We start from the raw sequence: 16,098 nt of genomic DNA, 5'->3' as shown, positions 1-16,098 counted from the left end.
ATGCGGACGTCTCCGTCGGCGGCCACGGTCAGGACGGGAGATCTGCGAGGTCCGCGCCGTCCCGGTGGTCGACCTCCGCCGCGGCCCGCGTGAAGCCGCACACATGGCGGGTCATCCGACGCATCGCCGCCTCGCTGTCGCGGTCCCGGATTGCCTCGGTGATGCGGGCGTGGGCCCGGGCGGTGAGCTTGCGGATGTCCGCGTCCATGAACTGCTCGATGTCGGTGGCCGCGTGGATCGACTGCGAGAGAGCGCTCATGAACCCGATGAGAAGCTCGTTCTCGCCGGCCCGCGCCACCGCGTTGTGCCAGCGGATGTTGGCGCGCAGAAAACGCTGGATGTCCTCGTCCGCCGCGACGAGGTCCGCGTGCGCGTCGGCCAGCTCCACGAGGTCGGCGTCCGTGCGGCGCCTGGCCGCGAGCGCCGCGCACGCGGGCTCGATCGCCTCCCGGGTCTCGTGCAGGTCCTCCAGCCGGATGCGCTGGCCCCGGATCACCAACCGCACGGTGTTCGCGAGGGACTCGCGGCCCGGCCGGTGCACGAAGGCTCCGCCGCCGCGCCCCGGCCGGATCTCCAGGAGCCGTTCGATCTCCAGGATGCGCAGCGCCTCGCGTACCGTCGCCCGGCTCAGCCCGGTCTGCTCGACCAGTTGGCGTTCCGGCGGCAGCGCGGTGCCCTCCGTGAACTCCCCGGAGAGGATCCGCTCACGCACCTCGTTCGCGAGGACGTCCGAGGCCTTGGGGACGGTGAGCTTGTCGAAGCGCGGCCGGGGTTCACCGGCCGCGGCGCGTCCCCGGGCGGTGCGGGAAGGGTGCTCGGCGCTCTGCACAGGTTCAGGCCTCTCGTCGAAGGCGGCGCTCTTCGGCCTCTTTGGCTGAACCATTCAACGCAGCACGCGCGGCGCCTGTCACATCACCGTGCCGCGCAGCCCGTACGGCGCCCGCCTCAGCCCGCCGTGCCGCTTCAGCTTCTCGGAGCCGTGGACCACCACCGGATGCATGCCGAAGACGGACAGGTGGATCGTGCTGGCCGACGAAACATGTCAAAGGTCAGACCGAATATGGGAGCCACCGTCACCACACCCGCCTACCGTGGAGTAACATCGCGCGGCAGGCCATCAGAGGAGGAACCGTGTCTCGGTCCGAACGCTCGTCGCTGCTGCTCGCCGGTCTGCTGGCGACCGCGGGGGTCGCCCATTTCGCCTCGCCGAAGCAGTTCGACGCGACGATCCCGCGCTCCCTGCCGGGCTCGCCCCGGACCTGGACATACGCGAGCGGGGTCGTGGAACTGGCGCTCGCCGCGGGGATCGCCGTGCCGCGCACCCGGCGTACGGCCGCGCTCGCCGCCGCCGGCTTCTTCGTGGGCGTGTTCCCGGCCAACGTACAGATGGCGCTGGACTGGCGGGACCGTCCGACCCCGCAGAAGGCGGCGGCCTACGGGCGTCTGCCGCTGCAGATTCCCCTCGTAGTGTGGGCCCGTAGTGTCGCGAAGAATGGGGAGGGACGGTCATGACAGGACGCCTGGACGTCGGTGACAAGGTCGAGGACTTCACGTTGCCGGACGAGACCGGCACCGAACGCAGCCTCAGCGGACTGCTCGCCGAAGGACCGGTGGTGCTGTTCTTCTATCCGGCCGCGATGACCGCCGGCTGCACCGCCGAAGCCTGCCACTTCCGCGATCTGGCCGCCGAGTTCGCGGCCGTCGGCGCGCGGCCCGTCGGCATCAGCGGCGACACTGTCGACAAGCAGCAGGAGTTCGCCGGGAAGCACACCCTCGGCATGCCGCTGCTCTCCGACGCCGACGGCACGATCCGCGAGCGGTTCGGGGTCAAGCGCGGGTTCTCCCTCGCGCCCACCAAGCGGGTCACCTTCGTCATCGGCGAGGACCGCACGATCCTCGAGGTCGTCTCCAGCGAGCTGCGGATGAACACCCACGCCGACCGCGCCCTCGCCGCACTCCGCACCCACCGGAAGTGAGACAGGGGCCGCACATGCCGTACCGCGGTTGTTACGGCGCGATATAGGGACCATCCTGGACGATATGGAGCAGGCCTCCGCCGCGGCGGTCATCAGTGCCCGAGGCATCGTGACGGGGTGGAGCGAGGGCGCCCGGACGCTGACGGGGTACCCGGCCGAGGAGGCCGTGGGCCGGTCGGTCGCGGCGCTCCTCGCCGAGCCCCCCTCCACCACGGCCGTCGCCGCACTGACCGGGCCCGTCGTCCTGAGGCACCGGGACGGCACCCCCCTCCAGCTCACCGTCCGGGCCTGCGAGCTCCTCGGCCCGGACGGCACACCGGACGGCTACGTCCTCACCGTCGAACCCCCCGCCGCGCCGACACTCGCCGAGCAGGCCTTCCAGCAGGCGTCGATGTCCCTGTCCGTCTTCGACACCGAGCAGCGCTACGCCCGCCTCAACGAGGCCGCCTGCCGCGTGATGGGAGTCTCCGAGGACGTCCTCCTCGGCCGGCACTTCCCCGAGAGCGTCGAGGACGCCGAGCACAGCCGGGGCTTCCTGAACAACCTGCGCATGGTCACCGAGACGGGCAGACCGGTTCGCTACGAGAGCTGGGCGGGCTCCCCGGCGCTGAACCGGGAGCACGCCTGGAGCATCGAGATGTGGCCCCTCAAGGGCGAATCCGGCGAGCTGACCGGGGTCGGCCTCGCGGCGTTCGACAGCACCGAGCAGTACCTCGCCCAGCAGCGGCTCGCCCTGCTGAACGAGGCCGCGGCCGGTATCGGCACCACCCTCGACGTGGTCCGCACCGCCGAGGAACTCGTCGAACTCCTGGTACCGCGCTACGCCGACTTCGCCAGCGTCGACCTGCTGCCCTGGGTGCTCGGCGCGGACGAACCGCCGCAGGACCTGGACGGCGACGTGGTGCTGCGCCGCGTCGCGCACGGCTCCGTCACGGAGGGCACGCCCGAAGCCGCCGTACACCTGGGGGCGGCGGACCTCTATCCGCCGTTCTCGCCGCCCACGCGTGCCCTGCGTGAGGGACGGGCGGTGCGCAGCCAGGCCGGCGAACCCGACTTCGTCCGCTGGGTCGCCGACCGCAACGCCCGCTCCCCGGAAGGCCGTTCGCACCGCACGGGCGTCCACTCGGTGCTCGCGGTGCCGCTGCGCGCGAGGGGCACCACCCTCGGCGTCGCGGTCGGCGTGCGCATGGCCCACCCGGACGACTACGCCGCCGACGACGCCCTGCTCGCCGAGGAACTCGCCAGCCGCGCCGCCGTCTGCATCGACAACGCACGCCGCTTCGCCCGCGAGCGCTCCACCGCACTGGCCCTCCAACACAGCCTGCTGCCGAGGAACCTCCCCGGCCAGGCGGCCGTAGAGGTGGCCCACCGCTATCTGCCCTGCGGGTCCCTGGCGGGCGTCGGCGGCGACTGGTTCGACGTGATCCCGCTCTCCGGCAGCCGGGTCGGCCTGGTCGTCGGCGACGTCGTCGGACACGGTATTACCTCCTCGGCGACCATGGGCCGTCTCTGCACGGCCGTCCGCACCCTCGCCGACGTGGACCTCCCGCCCGACGAACTCCTCACCCACCTCGACGACCTGGTCACCCACCTCGCGGCGGACGACACCGACGACGAGGTCGCCGAACTCGGCGCCACATGCCTCTACGCCGTCTACGACCCGGTCTCGCGCCGCCTCACCATGGCCGCCGCCGGACATCCGCAGCCGGCCGTCGTGCTGCCCGACGGGACCGCGAGCCTGGTCCCCCTCACCGCGGGGCCACCGCTCGGCGTTGGTGGACTCCCTTTCGAATCAGTCGAGTTGGAGCTGCCCGAAGGCGCCACCGTCGCCCTGTACACGGACGGTCTCATCGAGGACCGCGCCCGCGACGTCGACCATGCCACCGACGCGCTGTGCCGCGCGCTGCTCACCCCCGCCGAGTCGCTGGACGCGCTGTGCGACGCGGTGCTGAAGGCCGTCATGCCGACGGAGCCCAACGACGACGTGGCCCTCCTGCTGGTCCGCACCCGGGCCCTCGGCGCAGGCCGCGTCGCGACCTGGGACATCGAACCGGACCCCGCCCACGTGGCCGGGGCCCGGCAGTCCGCCACCGAGCAACTCGCCGCCTGGGGACTGGACGAGGCCGCCTTCGTCACCGAACTCGTCGTCAGCGAACTCGTCACCAACGCCATCCGCTACGGCGAACCGCCCATCCAGCTCCGACTGATCCGCGACCGCGCCCTCATCTGCGAGGTCTCCGACGCGAGTTCCACCTCACCGCACCTGCGCCGGGCCCACGCCTACGACGAGGGCGGACGCGGCCTCCTCCTCGTCGCCCAGCTCACCCAGCGCTGGGGCAGCCGGCAGACCGGCGGCGGCAAGACCATCTGGGCGGAACAGCCCCTGCCGCCACCGGACTGACCGGTCGACTCGCCTGCCGGAGCGCTTACTCGAAGGGGCAGCCGGGGTTCGGCGCGTCCTCCGAGAACGGCGCTCCGTGCGGCAGGACGTACAGCACGTCGAGGACGAGAGGCGTGTTCCCCAGGTTGCGCCCGATGTGCACATTGCCCGAACCGGCCGGTTCCTGGATGGAACTGCCCTTCCGGTACACGCCGTCCGAGGCGCAGCTGGAGTCGAAGTGGCTGAGGGTGCCCTGCTTGACGATGCCGTACAGCGGGCCGTCGTGGTAGTGCCAGCCGGTGGCCTGGCCGGGCGGAATGGTGATCTCGCGCAGGGTGTAGTCGGTGTCGCCGATCGTGGTCTGACTGATCAGCTTGGCGGTGACGCCGGGGCCCGCCGGGGTCGCCTGGGCGGTGCCTCCGAGCAGCAGGGCGGTGACGGCCACCGACCCGGTCACGGCGGTGCGGAACGCGGTGCGCATCAACGAGAGCCTTCCGATGAGAACGGATCATCCGCCGTGAACATAGAGGCAGGGAAGGTGAGTTGGGGGCGGAAACGCCGACTTCCGCCCCCGGAGATCTCACCCCCTCCGGACTCCGCGGACGCCCGGACCGTTCAGAACTCCTCGTGTGTCTCCGGGTCCCCGCCCAGGCGTTGCGGCGCGTGGTCGGAGATCGCGGCCAGTTGGGCCGGGCTGAGCTCGAAGCCGAAGATGTCGAGGTTCGCGCGCTGCCGGCCGGGGTCCGCCGACTTGGGGATCGGGACCGCCCCGAGCTGCGTGTGCCAGCGCAGCACCACCTGGCCGGGTGTCACCCCGAACGCCTCGGCGACCGTCACGACAGCGGGGTCGTTCAGCAGCTCGGAACCGCGCCCGAGAGGACTCCAGCTCTCGGTGAGAACGCCCTTCTCGGCGTCGAAGGCGCGCAGTTCGTCCTGCGGGAACAGCGGGTGCAGCTCGATCTGGTTCACGGACGGCAGGACGCCGGTCTCCTTCTCCAGCTGCTCGATGTGACCGGGCGTGAAGTTCGAGACGCCGATCGACCGGACGAGACCTTCCTCGCGGAGCTTGATCATCGCCTTCCAGGAGTCGACGAACTTGCCCACGCGGGGCAGCGGCCAGTGGATCAGATACAGGTCCACGTACGCGACGCCGAGCCGCGCCCGGGACTCCTCGAAGGACGCGAGGGTCTCCTCGTAGCCGTGGTGGCGGCCCGGCAGCTTCGTCGTCACGACGATCTCCTCGCGCGGCACACCGCTGCGGGCGATGCCCCGGCCGACGCCGGTCTCGTTGCGGTAGTTCGTCGCCGTGTCCACCAGGCGGTAGCCCATGCGCAACGCGCCGTCGACGGCCTCCTCGGCCGTCGCGTCGTCCATCGGCCAGGTGCCCAGGCCGATGGCGGGGATCTTCGTACCGTCGTTGAGCGTGTGCGTCGGGGTGCTGATCACGGTCGGACCTTCCCTTGACTGTGCGGTACACCCAGTATGGGCGACCGGAACCCCTGTCGCCCGGCGCGGGGATCACTGACACGATCTTCCTTGGAACCCGTAGGACCTGGGTACGACCCGCTGGGGAGGACCCGGTGCGGACGGCCGGCCGGCACGTACGACGACGGAGTGAGCATGACGACGGACAGTGGTACGAGCGACGAGGCGGTGCGGGTGGACGGCATGGAGGTGAAGCCCGCCGCCGGGCACATCGGGGCCGAGATCACCGGTGTCGACCTGGCCGGAGAACTCGACGACGCCGTGGTGGCCGCGATCCGGGCGGCGGTGCTGCGCTGGAAGGTCGTGTTCTTCCGTGAGCAACGCCTCGACCACGCCGGGCATGTGGCGTTCGCGCGCCGCTTCGGTGAACCGGTCGTGCTCGGGCGGCGCGGCAGCGCGTCACCGGCCGGCTTCCCCGAGGTGGAGACGACCGCCGACCGGCTGGAGCTGGGCGGCCGGTTCGGCATGGAGCACGAGGAGTGGCTCGAGCGGCGCCGGCACACCCTGCTGCGCGGCTGGCACTGCGACCACGGCGCCCGCGTCGACCCGCCCGCCGCGACGATCCTGCGCGCGGAGACCGTCCCGCCCTACGGCGGCGACACCACCTGGTCGAACCTGGCCGCCGCGTATGCCGGACTCTCGCAGCCGGTACGGGAGTTCGTCGACGGACTGCGGGCCGAGCACCGGCTCGGCGTCGGCTACCAGCCACGCCCCGGCGACGACGCCTACGTCCGCCACCTCCTGGACCACCAGGTCGCCTCGGTGCATCCGCTGGTGCGGGTGCACCCTGAAACGGGGGAGCGGGTGCTGTTCGTCAACGGCTACTACCTGGAGCAGATCACCGATGTCTCCCGCGCGGAGAGCGCCGCGATCCTGGAGATGCTCCTCGCGCAGGCGACCCGGCCCGAGTACACGGTCCGGTTCCGCTGGGAGCCGGGCAGCGTGGCCTTCTGGGACAACCGGGCCACCATCCACCTCGCCCCCAGCGACAACGCCCACCTCGGCTTCCCCCGGACCATGCACCGGGTGATGCTCACCGGGGACATTCCGGTCGGCGTCGACGGCAAGCCCTCCGAGCCGGTCGTCGGCACCGAGCCGGGCCGCTGGTGACACCGGGGTCAGACAGCGGGCTTCCACCCGAGGGCCGGTCCCAGCCTCGTCGCCATGTCCGTCAGGATCTGCACGTAGTCCTCGTGCTCGAAGGTGAACGGCAGAGCGAAGGCCACCTCGTCGATCTCCCTGAACGCGGCGTGCGCGTGCAGGAGTTCGACGATCTCCTCGGAGGTGCCGACGATGTCCGGCGCGAACATCAGCCGGGCCGGTCCCTGCGGTGACGCGGTGCGGGGAGTGCGCTTGCGGGCGAACTCCTCGTACTTCGCGCGCTGTTCGGGCGACGCGGAGTCCGTGGGGATCACCACCAGCCCTTGCGAGACGCGGGCGGCCTCGCCGTCGGGGTGATGGGCGCGGAACGTGCGGATGTGAGAGAGCTGGATCTCCGCGAAGTCCCTTGACTCGTCCGGCCCTTCGGCCTTGACGACGCTGCTCGTCAGGAAGTTCATCCCGTGCTCGCCGGCCCACTGCGCCGAGCCCGTGCTGCCCCCGCCGTACCAGAGGCGCCGGCCCAGACCGGGGGAGTGCGGCTGCACCCGGTCCGAGAACACCTCGAAGCCCTCGACCCCGCTGAAGTCGGTGGCCGGCTCGCCCCGCACGAGGTCCAGCAGCCGCCGCACCCGCTCGTAGCTGAAGTCCTCGCTGTCCGCCGTGCCCGGGTACAGCGCGTCCTTGACCTGGTCGTAGTGCATCGGCGGGCCGACGCTGACACCCGGGTTGACGCGGCCCCCGGACAGGATGTCGACGGTCGCCAGATCCTCCGCGAGCCGCAGCGGGTTCTCCCAGCCGAGCGGGATCACCGCGGTGCCCAGCTCGATCCGGCTGGTGCGCTGCGAGGCCGCCGCCATGACCGCGACGGGGGAGGAGATCCCGTACTGGAGATGGCGGTGGCGCAGCCAGGCGCTGTCGAAGCCGAGCCGCTCGCCCAGTTCGATGATCTCCAGCGTCGACTCGTGTCCCCGGCGCGGATCGGCCTCGTCGAACAGGCCGATCGTGAGGAAGCCCAGCTTCCGCAGCGGGCGTGGGGTAGGCGGCACGGGCTCCTCCGGCGGTCGTACGTCAGTTCTGTCCCGATTGTGGCAGGTGAACATTGCGGGCGTGTGATCAGTTCAGCGGGATGGTGATCTCGTCCTCGACCGGCGGGTCGATCTCCTGGGCGCGGTTGCCGGTGGCCGCGAAACAGCGCAGCCGGACCGCCTCCGGCGTGACGTCCAGGCGCAGGAAGCACTTGAAGAACGGCGGGCTGTACGTCACCGAACTGGGAGAGAAGAGCTGTGTGTAGATCTTGCGCACCGGGAGGCGGAACCGCGCGCGCCGGTCGGGACGGCTCCCGGCGCCGAGCAGGCTCGCCACCAGGCGGATGCGCCGGGTGATGCGGACGGACGGGCCCGGGGTGCGGGTCGGCGGGATGCCCAGGCGCTCGCAGATCACGGCCGACGCCTCGGCCTCGGTGAGGGTGAAGAAGCGGCGCAGGTGCAGACGGCGGCCGTAGAGCCGGCTGTAGAAGGCGAGGGAGTCGCCGCGCAGCGGGTAGCAGCGGAAGTCCTGCTCGGTGACGTCGGCGATGTCGACGCGCGGCACGGTGTGCGTCGCGTGCATGAACGCGCCGCCGCCGCCCGAGACCACGTACTGGAGCGTCCGGCCGTCCGCCAACCGCACTGGATACCGCTGGTAGTTGTGGATGTCGCCGCCTATCGCGGCGACGAAGTGGTGGGCCGGGTCGCTGACGATGTCGTCGACGGTGCCACCGCCCTCGATCGCGCACGGGTGGTGCTCGCCGTCCACGTACAGCGGCGAACCGGTGATGAGGATCTTCGGTGTCGGGCCCTGCGCCACCTCGCGCAGCCAGGCGCCCTGTTCGGCGTCGATGGTGCCCAACAGCCCGGTGTCGATACCGATGATGCGCACCGGTCCCGCGTCGATCGCCCAGTACGGGCCCGGCTGCACGGCCTGTTGGTCCGGCGAGGAGCGCAACTGCCGTGCCTTGTCGAGGTGTTCGCCGTCGGAGGGGCGCGGGTGGTGCCACAGCAGCGCACGCCACCAGGCACGGGTCAGCGGGCGCGGTGCCTTCGGCGCGGGCAGCGCGGGCGCGTCGTCGCAGAAGACGCGCATGAATCCGCCGAGGCCCTCGTACCAGTCGTGGTTGCCGGGTATCGCGTAGATCGGCGCCGGATAGGCCTGGTACGGGCGGAAGAACTTCGTCTCGTAGTCGTCCGCGGTGCCCACCGGATAGATCACGTCACTGGCGACGACCGCGAAGTCCGTCCCCTGACTGGCCTTCAGAAAGCCCGGTACGACGGCGTATTGAGGGTCGTCGCCCTCGCCGGTGTCACCGATGACCATGAAGGAGAAGGTGTCCGGATCGTCGCGCCGGATCACCTTGTCGGCGGGCGCTCCGGCCGCCGCGCGCTGCGCCACCCAGCGGCTGCGGGTGTCGCCGGTCGGGTCACCGAACCAGGACGCCAGCACGCCGTTGCGCGCGGCCCACAGGGTCCTCGGATTCAGCCACGACACCTTCTCGACGTGGGACGGCATGAGCTGCTGGTACGCGCCGCGTTCCGCGGTGCCCCAGCCGGCGCCTTCGGCGGTATCGCGTGAAGATTCAGACACCGGTGCACGGTAACAACGAGCCGACGCGGTACGAGCGGCAGGGGCCTGGCAACATCAACTCCACGTTGCTCAACCGAAAGGCCCCGTATGCCCGGCGAAGCCGACTTCATCGATCTCGTCCCCGATCCCGAACTCCGTTCGGACCGGCTGTTGTTGGGCATCCGCCACTTCGACGAACCCTTCCTCCTCACCGTCTCCCTCTCCCAGGGCCTGGGCTCAAGCGATCTCTGGCTGGACCGGGGCAAGGCGGGCAAGACCTCGCTCGCGCAGTTCCGCCGGGTCGGCGACCGTGTGCTGTTCGCCGTCCGCAACAAGCACTTCCTGACCTCGGGAGACCCGGCCGCCGTACGGGCCGGGGAGGAGTCGTTCGCGCTGTCCGTGGTGTGGAGCGGACCCGTGCTGCGCGAGGAGAACGGCGCGGCGGTCGTCGACGCCACCGGGCTCGTCCTCGCCGACCACGACCGGATCGCCGAGCATCTGCACGACCGCGAGCAGGGCGACCACACGATCGACGCGTCCGCGAGTCTCCCGCTCGTCGCCGACAGCCGCACCGGACCCACCGCCGTCCGGCTGCCCGCACTGCTCACCTTCCGCGGCCCCGGCCGGGGGCCCGCCCTCCAGGCCGTCGCCGGCGACCCGCGCGCCGTCACCGTCGTCCAGCAGCTGAACCTGCTGCGACTCCCCGCCTCCCCGCTGCCCGTCCGCCGCTACCACCCCGCCTCGGGCGGCTACGGCATCGGCTACGCCGACCACGCCCTCGTCGGCCGGGCGAGCACCCAGGTCAAGCTCCAGCCCCGCTTCCGCGCGGAACCCGGCGGCCCCCCGATCGTCTTCCACATCGACCCGGCCGTCCCCGAACCCTTCCGCTCGGCGGTCGTCGAGGGCGGCAACTGGTGGCAGCGCGCCTTCGCCGCCATCGGACTCCCCGACGCCTACCGCGTCGAGCCCGGCGCCGAGGACTTCGACCCCTACGACCCCGACGTCAACGGCGTGGTCTGGGTGCACCGGGCGGGCCGCGGCTGGTCCCTCGGCCAGGGCCTGACCGACCCGCGCACCGGGGAGATCCTGCACGCCCGGGTGCGCCTCGGCTCCCAGCGCGCCGAACAGGTCCGTGCCCTCGGCGAGTCCCTCCTCGCCCCCTACGGCCGCCCGGACGAGGCCGAACGGCTCGCCGCCGTCGAGGAGTTGGTGCTCGCCCGGCTGCGCCAGCTCGCCGCGCACGAGATCGGCCACGCGCTCGGCTTCATGCACAACTTCGCCGGCACGGGACACCCCGAGCCGTCCGTCATGGACTACCCGCACGCCCGGATCCGGGTCACCGAGGAGGGCGGCCTCGACCTGACCGCCGCGTACGGCACGGGACTTGGGCCATGGGACCACTTCCTGGTCGCGCACGCCTACGGCCGTTTCGACGCGGGCGACGAGGAGACCGCGCTCGCCGGACTGCGCCGCGAGGCAGCCGAGTCGGGCCTGGTCTACCTCTCCGACGAGGACGCCCAGGGCCCCGACGCCGCGCACGCCGACGCCGTGACCTGGGTGACCGGGTCGGACGCCCTCCAGGCACTGGAGACGATGTTGCGGGTCCGCCGTATCGCCCTGGACGGCTTCTCCCGCGGGGTGCTGCCGCCCGACCGGCAGACCGGCGAACTCGAGGAACGCGCTGTCCTGTTGCACCTCCTGCACCGGCACGAGGTGACCGCCGTGGCCCGGCTGGTGGGCGGCGTGCGCTACGCGTACGGCCTCGCGGGCGAGGACGGCCAGGGCGCGCGGCCCGTCGACGCGGCCACTCAGCACACTGCGCTGACCCGCCTCGCGGAACTCCTGCGGGCCGAGCAACTCGCGCTGCCCCGCGCGGTGTTGGACGCGCTCACCCCGCCCGCGATCCGCTACGGCCGGACGGAGCAGTACCTCGACACGGGCGCCGGGCGGATCTTCGACCCCTTCGAGGCCGTACGGGTCGCGACCGCACTGGTCACGGAACACCTGCTGGACCCGGCCCGGCTCAACCGGGTGGCCTGGCAGCACGCCGCCGACCCCGAGAGCCCCGGCGTCACCGACCTCGTCGACGCGCTCCTCGCCGCCACCTGGCGCCGCACCGACCCGGTACCCACCGAACTGCCCGGCGGGGCGGCCGTGCAGCACGCGGCGGACTGGACTCTCCTGAACCACCTGCTGACCCTGCTCGACGACACCGCCCTCCACGCTCCGGTCCGCATGTCCCTGCGCGGCGCCGTGCGACGGCTCGGCACCGAACTGCGCTGCCAGGGCGACGAACAGGCCAGGGAGGCCGGGGAGCTGATCCGCGCGTTCCTCACCGACGCCGGGTCGGTACGGGTCGACCCCCTGCCGAGGGTGCCGCCGGGCGCGCCCAACTGAGGCTGCCGCAGCGTGAGTTGGCCCAGCTGGCTGAGCCGCTCACGTCGCCGCAGGGCACCGGTCGCCGTACGGCACCTGGTGGTGGTCACCACTCGCCCGGGCGTGGCGGGGTGCCGTACGGCGTCGACGCGGCGGGGCTCGTGCGGGTGTTCCGCTTCCGGGCGCGTCGGCCGCCCGGCGAGGCGGGCGGGCTCTCGTGGCGGCCCGAGCGGTCGGCGGTGCCGAAGGGGGAGTCCGGGGGCGCGGCGGGCTGTCCGCCGTCGGCGTCCGGGGTGACCGGGTGGCGGGGGAAGGAGCGGTCCCATTCGCCCTCGCCCATCACCAGCAGCGGGTCGAACATCACGACCACCCCAGCCAGCAGCAGGAAGACCACCGGCCCCAACAGCATCGGAAGCAGCAGGGAGTTGGGCGAGTCGCCCGACCACGAACCGCCGGCGCCGTGCAGATGGACGCTCACCGCCGCCATGCCGGTGTAGTGCATCCCGGACACCGCCACGCCCATCACCAGGCTGGCGCCCAGGCTCGGCAGGAAGCCCCGGATGGAGACGGCCGCCCACAGGGCCGCCGTGGCCGCGACGATCGCTATCAGCACGGAGAGCGCGACCGTGGACATCCGGTACTCGATGTCGCCGTTCAGCTTCAGGGCGGCCATGCCGAGATAGTGCATCGCGGCGACCCCGAGGCCGGTGACGATCCCGGCCATGGAGAGGGTCGCAACGGTGGCGCCCCGGTAGCCCACGGCGAACACGCCGATGCCGACCACGACGATCGCCACGGCCAGACTCAGCACGGTGAGGCCGACGTCGTAGCCGATCCTGGTCTGCTCGACCTGGAAGCCGATCATCGCGATGAAGTGCATCGTCCAGATGCCGGTGCCGATCGACGTCGCGCCGAGCGCGAGCCAACCCGCCTTCCAGGACTGTCTGTTGTGCAGGGACCGCACCACGCAGCGCAGCCCCAGGGCCCCACCCAGGCAGGCCATCAGATAGGCCGCCACCGGGGTCACCGCACCATAGCGAAACCCGTCGATCGTGCCGAGCATGAGCCAACTCCCCCCAGAGTTCTGGCTTCTTGTGGGGGGAGTATGTATGGATCGTGGCCCGTGCGCGCAACCCTTTCACGTCAGCAGTCGATTAACTCTCCGCTTCCGGGGCGGCACTTCGTTCGCAGTGCGGGTGATACGGGGACAGAAGCGGTCAGGGTCAGGGCTGTTGCGGCTTGTCGCGGTCGATGTAGCCCTTGGCCTTGTCCTGCGCCATGTCGACCTGCTTGGCGTGCTTGCCGCCCGTGCGTTCGTCGATCATGTCTCCCGCGCGGTCGACACCTTGCTTGGCCTGGTCGGGGTGCTGTCCCAGCATTCCCTTGACCTTGTCCATGAACGACATGGCTGTCCTCCTTCGGACGTGCGTTGGCCCTCCCAGCATCCCCCGGCTTCCCGTATGCCGCATTTCGGATGATTTCCCGGCCGGGGTGCGTACGTCTCTGGCGCGCCCCGGCCGGGAATTCCGGCCTGCGCGGCGGCACCGCCCATAGAGGGAAAACCCTTGAGTGCCGGTACGTGCGTGACATGGACGGGTCAAGACTGTCATCCTCCACGCAGCTGCCCCACGAATCCTTCACGGATTGGTCAAGGTTCAGTCGGTCCCGCACAGCTCAGCTCTTCCCGGACAGCAGACCCGGCTGTCCGGTCTGTCACCGGCCGCGCCCGCGGCCGTCGCAGGAGGAGTACGAGTGAGACGCATTCCCCGTAAGCGGATGGCGGTCGGAGCCCTGGTCTCCACCGCCGCGTTCCTGGCCGTAGGCATCCAGTCGGTGCCCGCGACCGCGAAGCCCGCGTCCCCCCACCCGAGTCCGCTGCTCACCGGCAGCCTGGAGGCGAAGCTCACCCCGGCCCAGCGCTCCGCCCTGGTGAAGAGCGCCACGCAGAACAGGACGGCGACCGCCCGCACCCTCGGCCTCGGCGCCAAGGAGAAGCTGGTCGTCAAGGATGTCGTCAAGGACAACGACGGCACCGTCCACACCCGCTACGAGCGCACCTACGACGGTCTCCCCGTCCTGGGCGGCGACCTTGTCGTGCACACCCCGCCCGCCGCCGAGGCGACCGGCACCGTGAGCGCCACCTTCAACAACAAGCACACTCTCACGGTCCCCTCGACCACCCCGGCCTTCACCAGGTCGGCCGCCGAGACCAAGGCCCTGACGACCGCGAAGGCACTCGACGCCAAGGCGCCGAGCACCGACAGCGCCCGGAAGGTGATCTGGGCCGGCGAGGGCACCCCGAAGCTCGCCTGGGAGACGGTCGTCGGCGGGTTCCAGGACGACGGCACCCCGAGTCAGCTGCACGTCATCACCGACGCCACCACCGGCAAGGAACTCTCCCGCTTCCAGGGCATCCAGACCGGCACCGGCAACACCCAGTACAGCGGCACGGTGTCGCTGAGCACCACGCTGTCCGGTTCGACGTACCAGCTGTACGACACCACGCGCGGCGGCCACAAGACGTACAGCCTCAACAACGCCACGTCGGGCACCGGCACCCTGATGACCGACGCCGACGACGTCTGGGGCACGGGCGCGGGCTCCAACACCCAGACCGCGGGCGCCGACGCGGCCTACGGCGCCCAGGAGACCTGGGACTTCTACAAGAACACCTTCGGCCGCAGCGGCATCAAGAACGACGGCGTCGCCGCCTACTCGCGTGTCCACTACAGCACGGCGTACGTCAACGCCTTCTGGGACGACAGCTGCTTCTGCATGACGTACGGCGACGGCTCCGGCAGCACCCACGCGCTGACCTCGCTGGACGTGGCCGGGCACGAGATGAGCCACGGCGTCACCTCCAACACCGCCGGGCTCAACTACACCGGTGAATCAGGCGGGTTGAACGAGGCGACCTCGGACATCTTCGGCACCGGTGTCGAGTTCTACGCCAACAACAGCAGCGACGTCGGCGACTACCTCATCGGCGAGAAGATCGACATCAACGGCGACGGCACGCCGCTGCGTTACATGGACAAGCCGAGCAAGGACGGCGGCTCCGCGGACAGTTGGTACTCCGGCGTCGGCAACCTCGACGTCCACTACTCCTCGGGCCCGGCGAACCACATGTTCTACCTGCTCTCCGAGGGCAGTGGCACCAAGGTCATCAACGGCACCACCTACACCAGCAGCACCTCCGACGGTGTCGCCGTCGCGGGCATCGGCCGGGCCGCGGCCCTGCAGATCTGGTACAAGGCGCTGACGACGTACATGACGTCCAGCACCAACTACGCCGGCGCCCGTACCGCCGCCCTCAACGCGGCAGCCGCGCTGTACGGCACAAGTTCCGCCCAGTACGCGGGAGTCGGCAACGCCTTCGCGGGCATCAACGTCGGCAGCCACATCACCGTGCCGACCAGTGGCGTCACGGTCACCAACCCGGGCAGCCAGTCCTCGACCGTCGGTACGGCGGTGAGCCTCCAGGTCTCGGCCAGCTCCACCAACAGCGGCTCGCTGACGTACGCCGCGACCGGACTGCCGACCGGCCTGTCCATCAGCAGCTCCACGGGCGCCATCACCGGCACCCCGACGACCGCGGGCACCTACAGCTCCACCGTGACCGTCACCGACAGCACCGGGGCGACCGGCACCGCGTCCTTCACCTGGACCGTCAGCTCCAGTGGCGGGGGAGGCACCTGCACCTCGACCCAGCTGCTGGGCAACGCGGGCTTCGAGTCGGGCAACACGACCTGGACCGCGAGCAGCGGTGTCATCACCAACGAGAGCGGTCAGACGTCCCACGGAGGCTCGTACTTCGCCTGGCTGGACGGCTACGGCTCGACCCACACCGACACCCTGTCCCAGTCGGTGGCGGTGCCGAGCGGCTGCAAGGCGACGCTCACCTTCTATCTCCACATCGACACCGCGGAGACGACCACCAGCACGGCGTACGACAAGCTGACGGTCACCGCCGGATCGACCACCCTGGCCACCTACTCCAACCTCAACAAAGCGACCGGCTACACGCAGAAGACCTTCGACCTGTCCTCCTTCGCCGGCTCTACCGTGGCGCTGAAGTTCAGCGGTGTCGAGGACTCCTCGCTTCAGACCAGCTTCGTCGTCGACGACACGGCCCTGACGACCAGCTGACCAGTCCGTGAGCCCGGCACCCCGCACGCGCCC

The 16,098-nt window shown here is 71.0% G+C and carries 13 protein-coding genes; 6 read left to right on the top strand and 7 right to left on the bottom strand.

Going from position 1 to position 16,098, the window contains the following annotated elements:
* Nucleotides 1-28: 28 nt before the first annotated feature.
* Nucleotides 29-883 carry an FCD domain-containing protein gene (locus tag ACIRB1_RS16300; protein ID WP_352181473.1) on the bottom strand — a complete coding sequence of 285 codons (855 nt, stop codon included), beginning with the start codon at nucleotides 881-883 and terminating at the stop codon, nucleotides 29-31.
* A 248-nt stretch (nucleotides 884-1,131) separates the two neighbouring features.
* Between ACIRB1_RS16300 and ACIRB1_RS16295 the strand changes: the two genes are divergently transcribed.
* The 3 genes from ACIRB1_RS16295 (at nucleotide 1,132) to ACIRB1_RS16285 (ending at nucleotide 4,377) form a co-directional block, all read left to right on the top strand.
* The gene (locus ACIRB1_RS16295) at nucleotides 1,132-1,512 is read left to right on the top strand and encodes a DoxX family protein (RefSeq protein WP_352181474.1); all 381 of its coding nucleotides are present in this window, start codon (nucleotides 1,132-1,134) and stop codon (nucleotides 1,510-1,512) included.
* Entirely contained in the window at nucleotides 1,509-1,976 is a 468-nt protein-coding gene (locus ACIRB1_RS16290) for a peroxiredoxin (RefSeq protein WP_352109305.1), read from the top strand. Before ACIRB1_RS16295 ends, ACIRB1_RS16290 begins: the two co-directional genes overlap by 4 nt.
* Before the next feature lie 64 nt (nucleotides 1,977-2,040).
* Entirely contained in the window at nucleotides 2,041-4,377 is a 2,337-nt protein-coding gene (locus tag ACIRB1_RS16285; RefSeq protein ID WP_403465992.1) for a SpoIIE family protein phosphatase, read from the top strand.
* Nucleotides 4,378-4,402: 25 nt separating this feature from the next.
* On the opposite strand, the gene ACIRB1_RS16280 is transcribed toward ACIRB1_RS16285, so the two are convergent.
* Together ACIRB1_RS16280 and ACIRB1_RS16275 are read right to left on the bottom strand one after the other, a co-directional pair.
* A complete protein-coding gene (locus tag ACIRB1_RS16280; protein WP_403465991.1) occupies nucleotides 4,403-4,837 on the bottom strand; it encodes a cupin domain-containing protein in 435 nt (144 codons plus the stop codon).
* Nucleotides 4,838-4,971: 134 nt separating this feature from the next.
* Nucleotides 4,972-5,802 carry an aldo/keto reductase gene (locus ACIRB1_RS16275; RefSeq protein WP_403465990.1) on the bottom strand — a complete coding sequence of 277 codons (831 nt, stop codon included), beginning with the start codon at nucleotides 5,800-5,802 and terminating at the stop codon, nucleotides 4,972-4,974.
* 174 nt (nucleotides 5,803-5,976) lie between these two features.
* On the opposite strand from ACIRB1_RS16275, the gene ACIRB1_RS16270 reads away from it, so the two are divergent.
* Nucleotides 5,977-6,951 carry a TauD/TfdA family dioxygenase gene (locus tag ACIRB1_RS16270; protein ID WP_352181478.1) on the top strand — a complete coding sequence of 325 codons (975 nt, stop codon included), beginning with the start codon at nucleotides 5,977-5,979 and terminating at the stop codon, nucleotides 6,949-6,951.
* 8 nt (nucleotides 6,952-6,959) lie between these two features.
* Here ACIRB1_RS16270 and ACIRB1_RS16265 read toward each other — a convergent pair whose 3' ends face one another.
* The gene (locus ACIRB1_RS16265) at nucleotides 6,960-7,988 is read right to left on the bottom strand and encodes an LLM class flavin-dependent oxidoreductase (protein WP_352181479.1); all 1,029 of its coding nucleotides are present in this window, start codon (nucleotides 7,986-7,988) and stop codon (nucleotides 6,960-6,962) included.
* 67 nt (nucleotides 7,989-8,055) lie between these two features.
* Nucleotides 8,056-9,561 carry a metallophosphoesterase family protein gene (locus ACIRB1_RS16260; protein ID WP_403465989.1) on the bottom strand — a complete coding sequence of 502 codons (1,506 nt, stop codon included), beginning with the start codon at nucleotides 9,559-9,561 and terminating at the stop codon, nucleotides 8,056-8,058.
* Between the two features lie 87 nt (nucleotides 9,562-9,648).
* On the opposite strand from ACIRB1_RS16260, the gene ACIRB1_RS16255 reads away from it, so the two are divergent.
* Entirely contained in the window at nucleotides 9,649-11,937 is a 2,289-nt protein-coding gene (locus ACIRB1_RS16255) for a zinc-dependent metalloprotease (RefSeq protein WP_403465988.1), read from the top strand.
* Between the two features lie 85 nt (nucleotides 11,938-12,022).
* Here ACIRB1_RS16255 and ACIRB1_RS16250 read toward each other — a convergent pair whose 3' ends face one another.
* Together ACIRB1_RS16250 and ACIRB1_RS16245 are read right to left on the bottom strand one after the other, a co-directional pair.
* The gene (locus tag ACIRB1_RS16250) at nucleotides 12,023-12,979 is read right to left on the bottom strand and encodes an MHYT domain-containing protein (RefSeq protein ID WP_403465987.1); all 957 of its coding nucleotides are present in this window, start codon (nucleotides 12,977-12,979) and stop codon (nucleotides 12,023-12,025) included.
* Nucleotides 12,980-13,139: 160 nt separating this feature from the next.
* Nucleotides 13,140-13,322 (bottom strand): antitoxin, encoded by a 183-nt coding sequence (locus ACIRB1_RS16245; RefSeq protein WP_352181483.1) that lies wholly within the window; start codon nucleotides 13,320-13,322, stop codon nucleotides 13,140-13,142.
* A gap of 370 nt (nucleotides 13,323-13,692) precedes the next feature.
* Between ACIRB1_RS16245 and ACIRB1_RS16240 the strand changes: the two genes are divergently transcribed.
* Nucleotides 13,693-16,065 carry a M4 family metallopeptidase gene (locus ACIRB1_RS16240; RefSeq protein WP_352181810.1) on the top strand — a complete coding sequence of 791 codons (2,373 nt, stop codon included), beginning with the start codon at nucleotides 13,693-13,695 and terminating at the stop codon, nucleotides 16,063-16,065.
* The last annotated feature ends 33 nt before the right edge of the window (nucleotides 16,066-16,098 follow it).

Source organism: Streptomyces sp. NPDC096013, assembly GCF_044763565.1.
GTDB lineage: Bacteria > Actinomycetota > Actinomycetes > Streptomycetales > Streptomycetaceae > Streptomyces.
Note: the sequence above shows the minus strand (reverse complement) of the source record. Positions and strands in the feature narration are given on the sequence as shown.

Bases quoted from the DNA above. Each gene is read 5' to 3' on its own strand.
- ACIRB1_RS16300 (WP_352181473.1), bottom strand. From the start codon at position 883: ATGGTTCAGCCAAAGAGGCCGAAGAGCGCCGCCTTCGACGAGAGGCCT.
- ACIRB1_RS16290 (WP_352109305.1), top strand. From the start codon at position 1,509: ATGACAGGACGCCTGGACGTCGGTGACAAGGTCGAGGACTTCACGTTG.
- ACIRB1_RS16285 (WP_403465992.1), top strand. From the start codon at position 2,041: ATGGAGCAGGCCTCCGCCGCGGCGGTCATCAGTGCCCGAGGCATCGTG.
- ACIRB1_RS16280 (WP_403465991.1), bottom strand. From the start codon at position 4,837: ATGCGCACCGCGTTCCGCACCGCCGTGACCGGGTCGGTGGCCGTCACC.
- ACIRB1_RS16270 (WP_352181478.1), top strand. From the start codon at position 5,977: ATGACGACGGACAGTGGTACGAGCGACGAGGCGGTGCGGGTGGACGGC.
- ACIRB1_RS16255 (WP_403465988.1), top strand. From the start codon at position 9,649: ATGCCCGGCGAAGCCGACTTCATCGATCTCGTCCCCGATCCCGAACTC.
- ACIRB1_RS16250 (WP_403465987.1), bottom strand. From the start codon at position 12,979: ATGCTCGGCACGATCGACGGGTTTCGCTATGGTGCGGTGACCCCGGTG.
- ACIRB1_RS16245 (WP_352181483.1), bottom strand. From the start codon at position 13,322: ATGTCGTTCATGGACAAGGTCAAGGGAATGCTGGGACAGCACCCCGAC.
- ACIRB1_RS16240 (WP_352181810.1), top strand. From the start codon at position 13,693: ATGGCGGTCGGAGCCCTGGTCTCCACCGCCGCGTTCCTGGCCGTAGGC.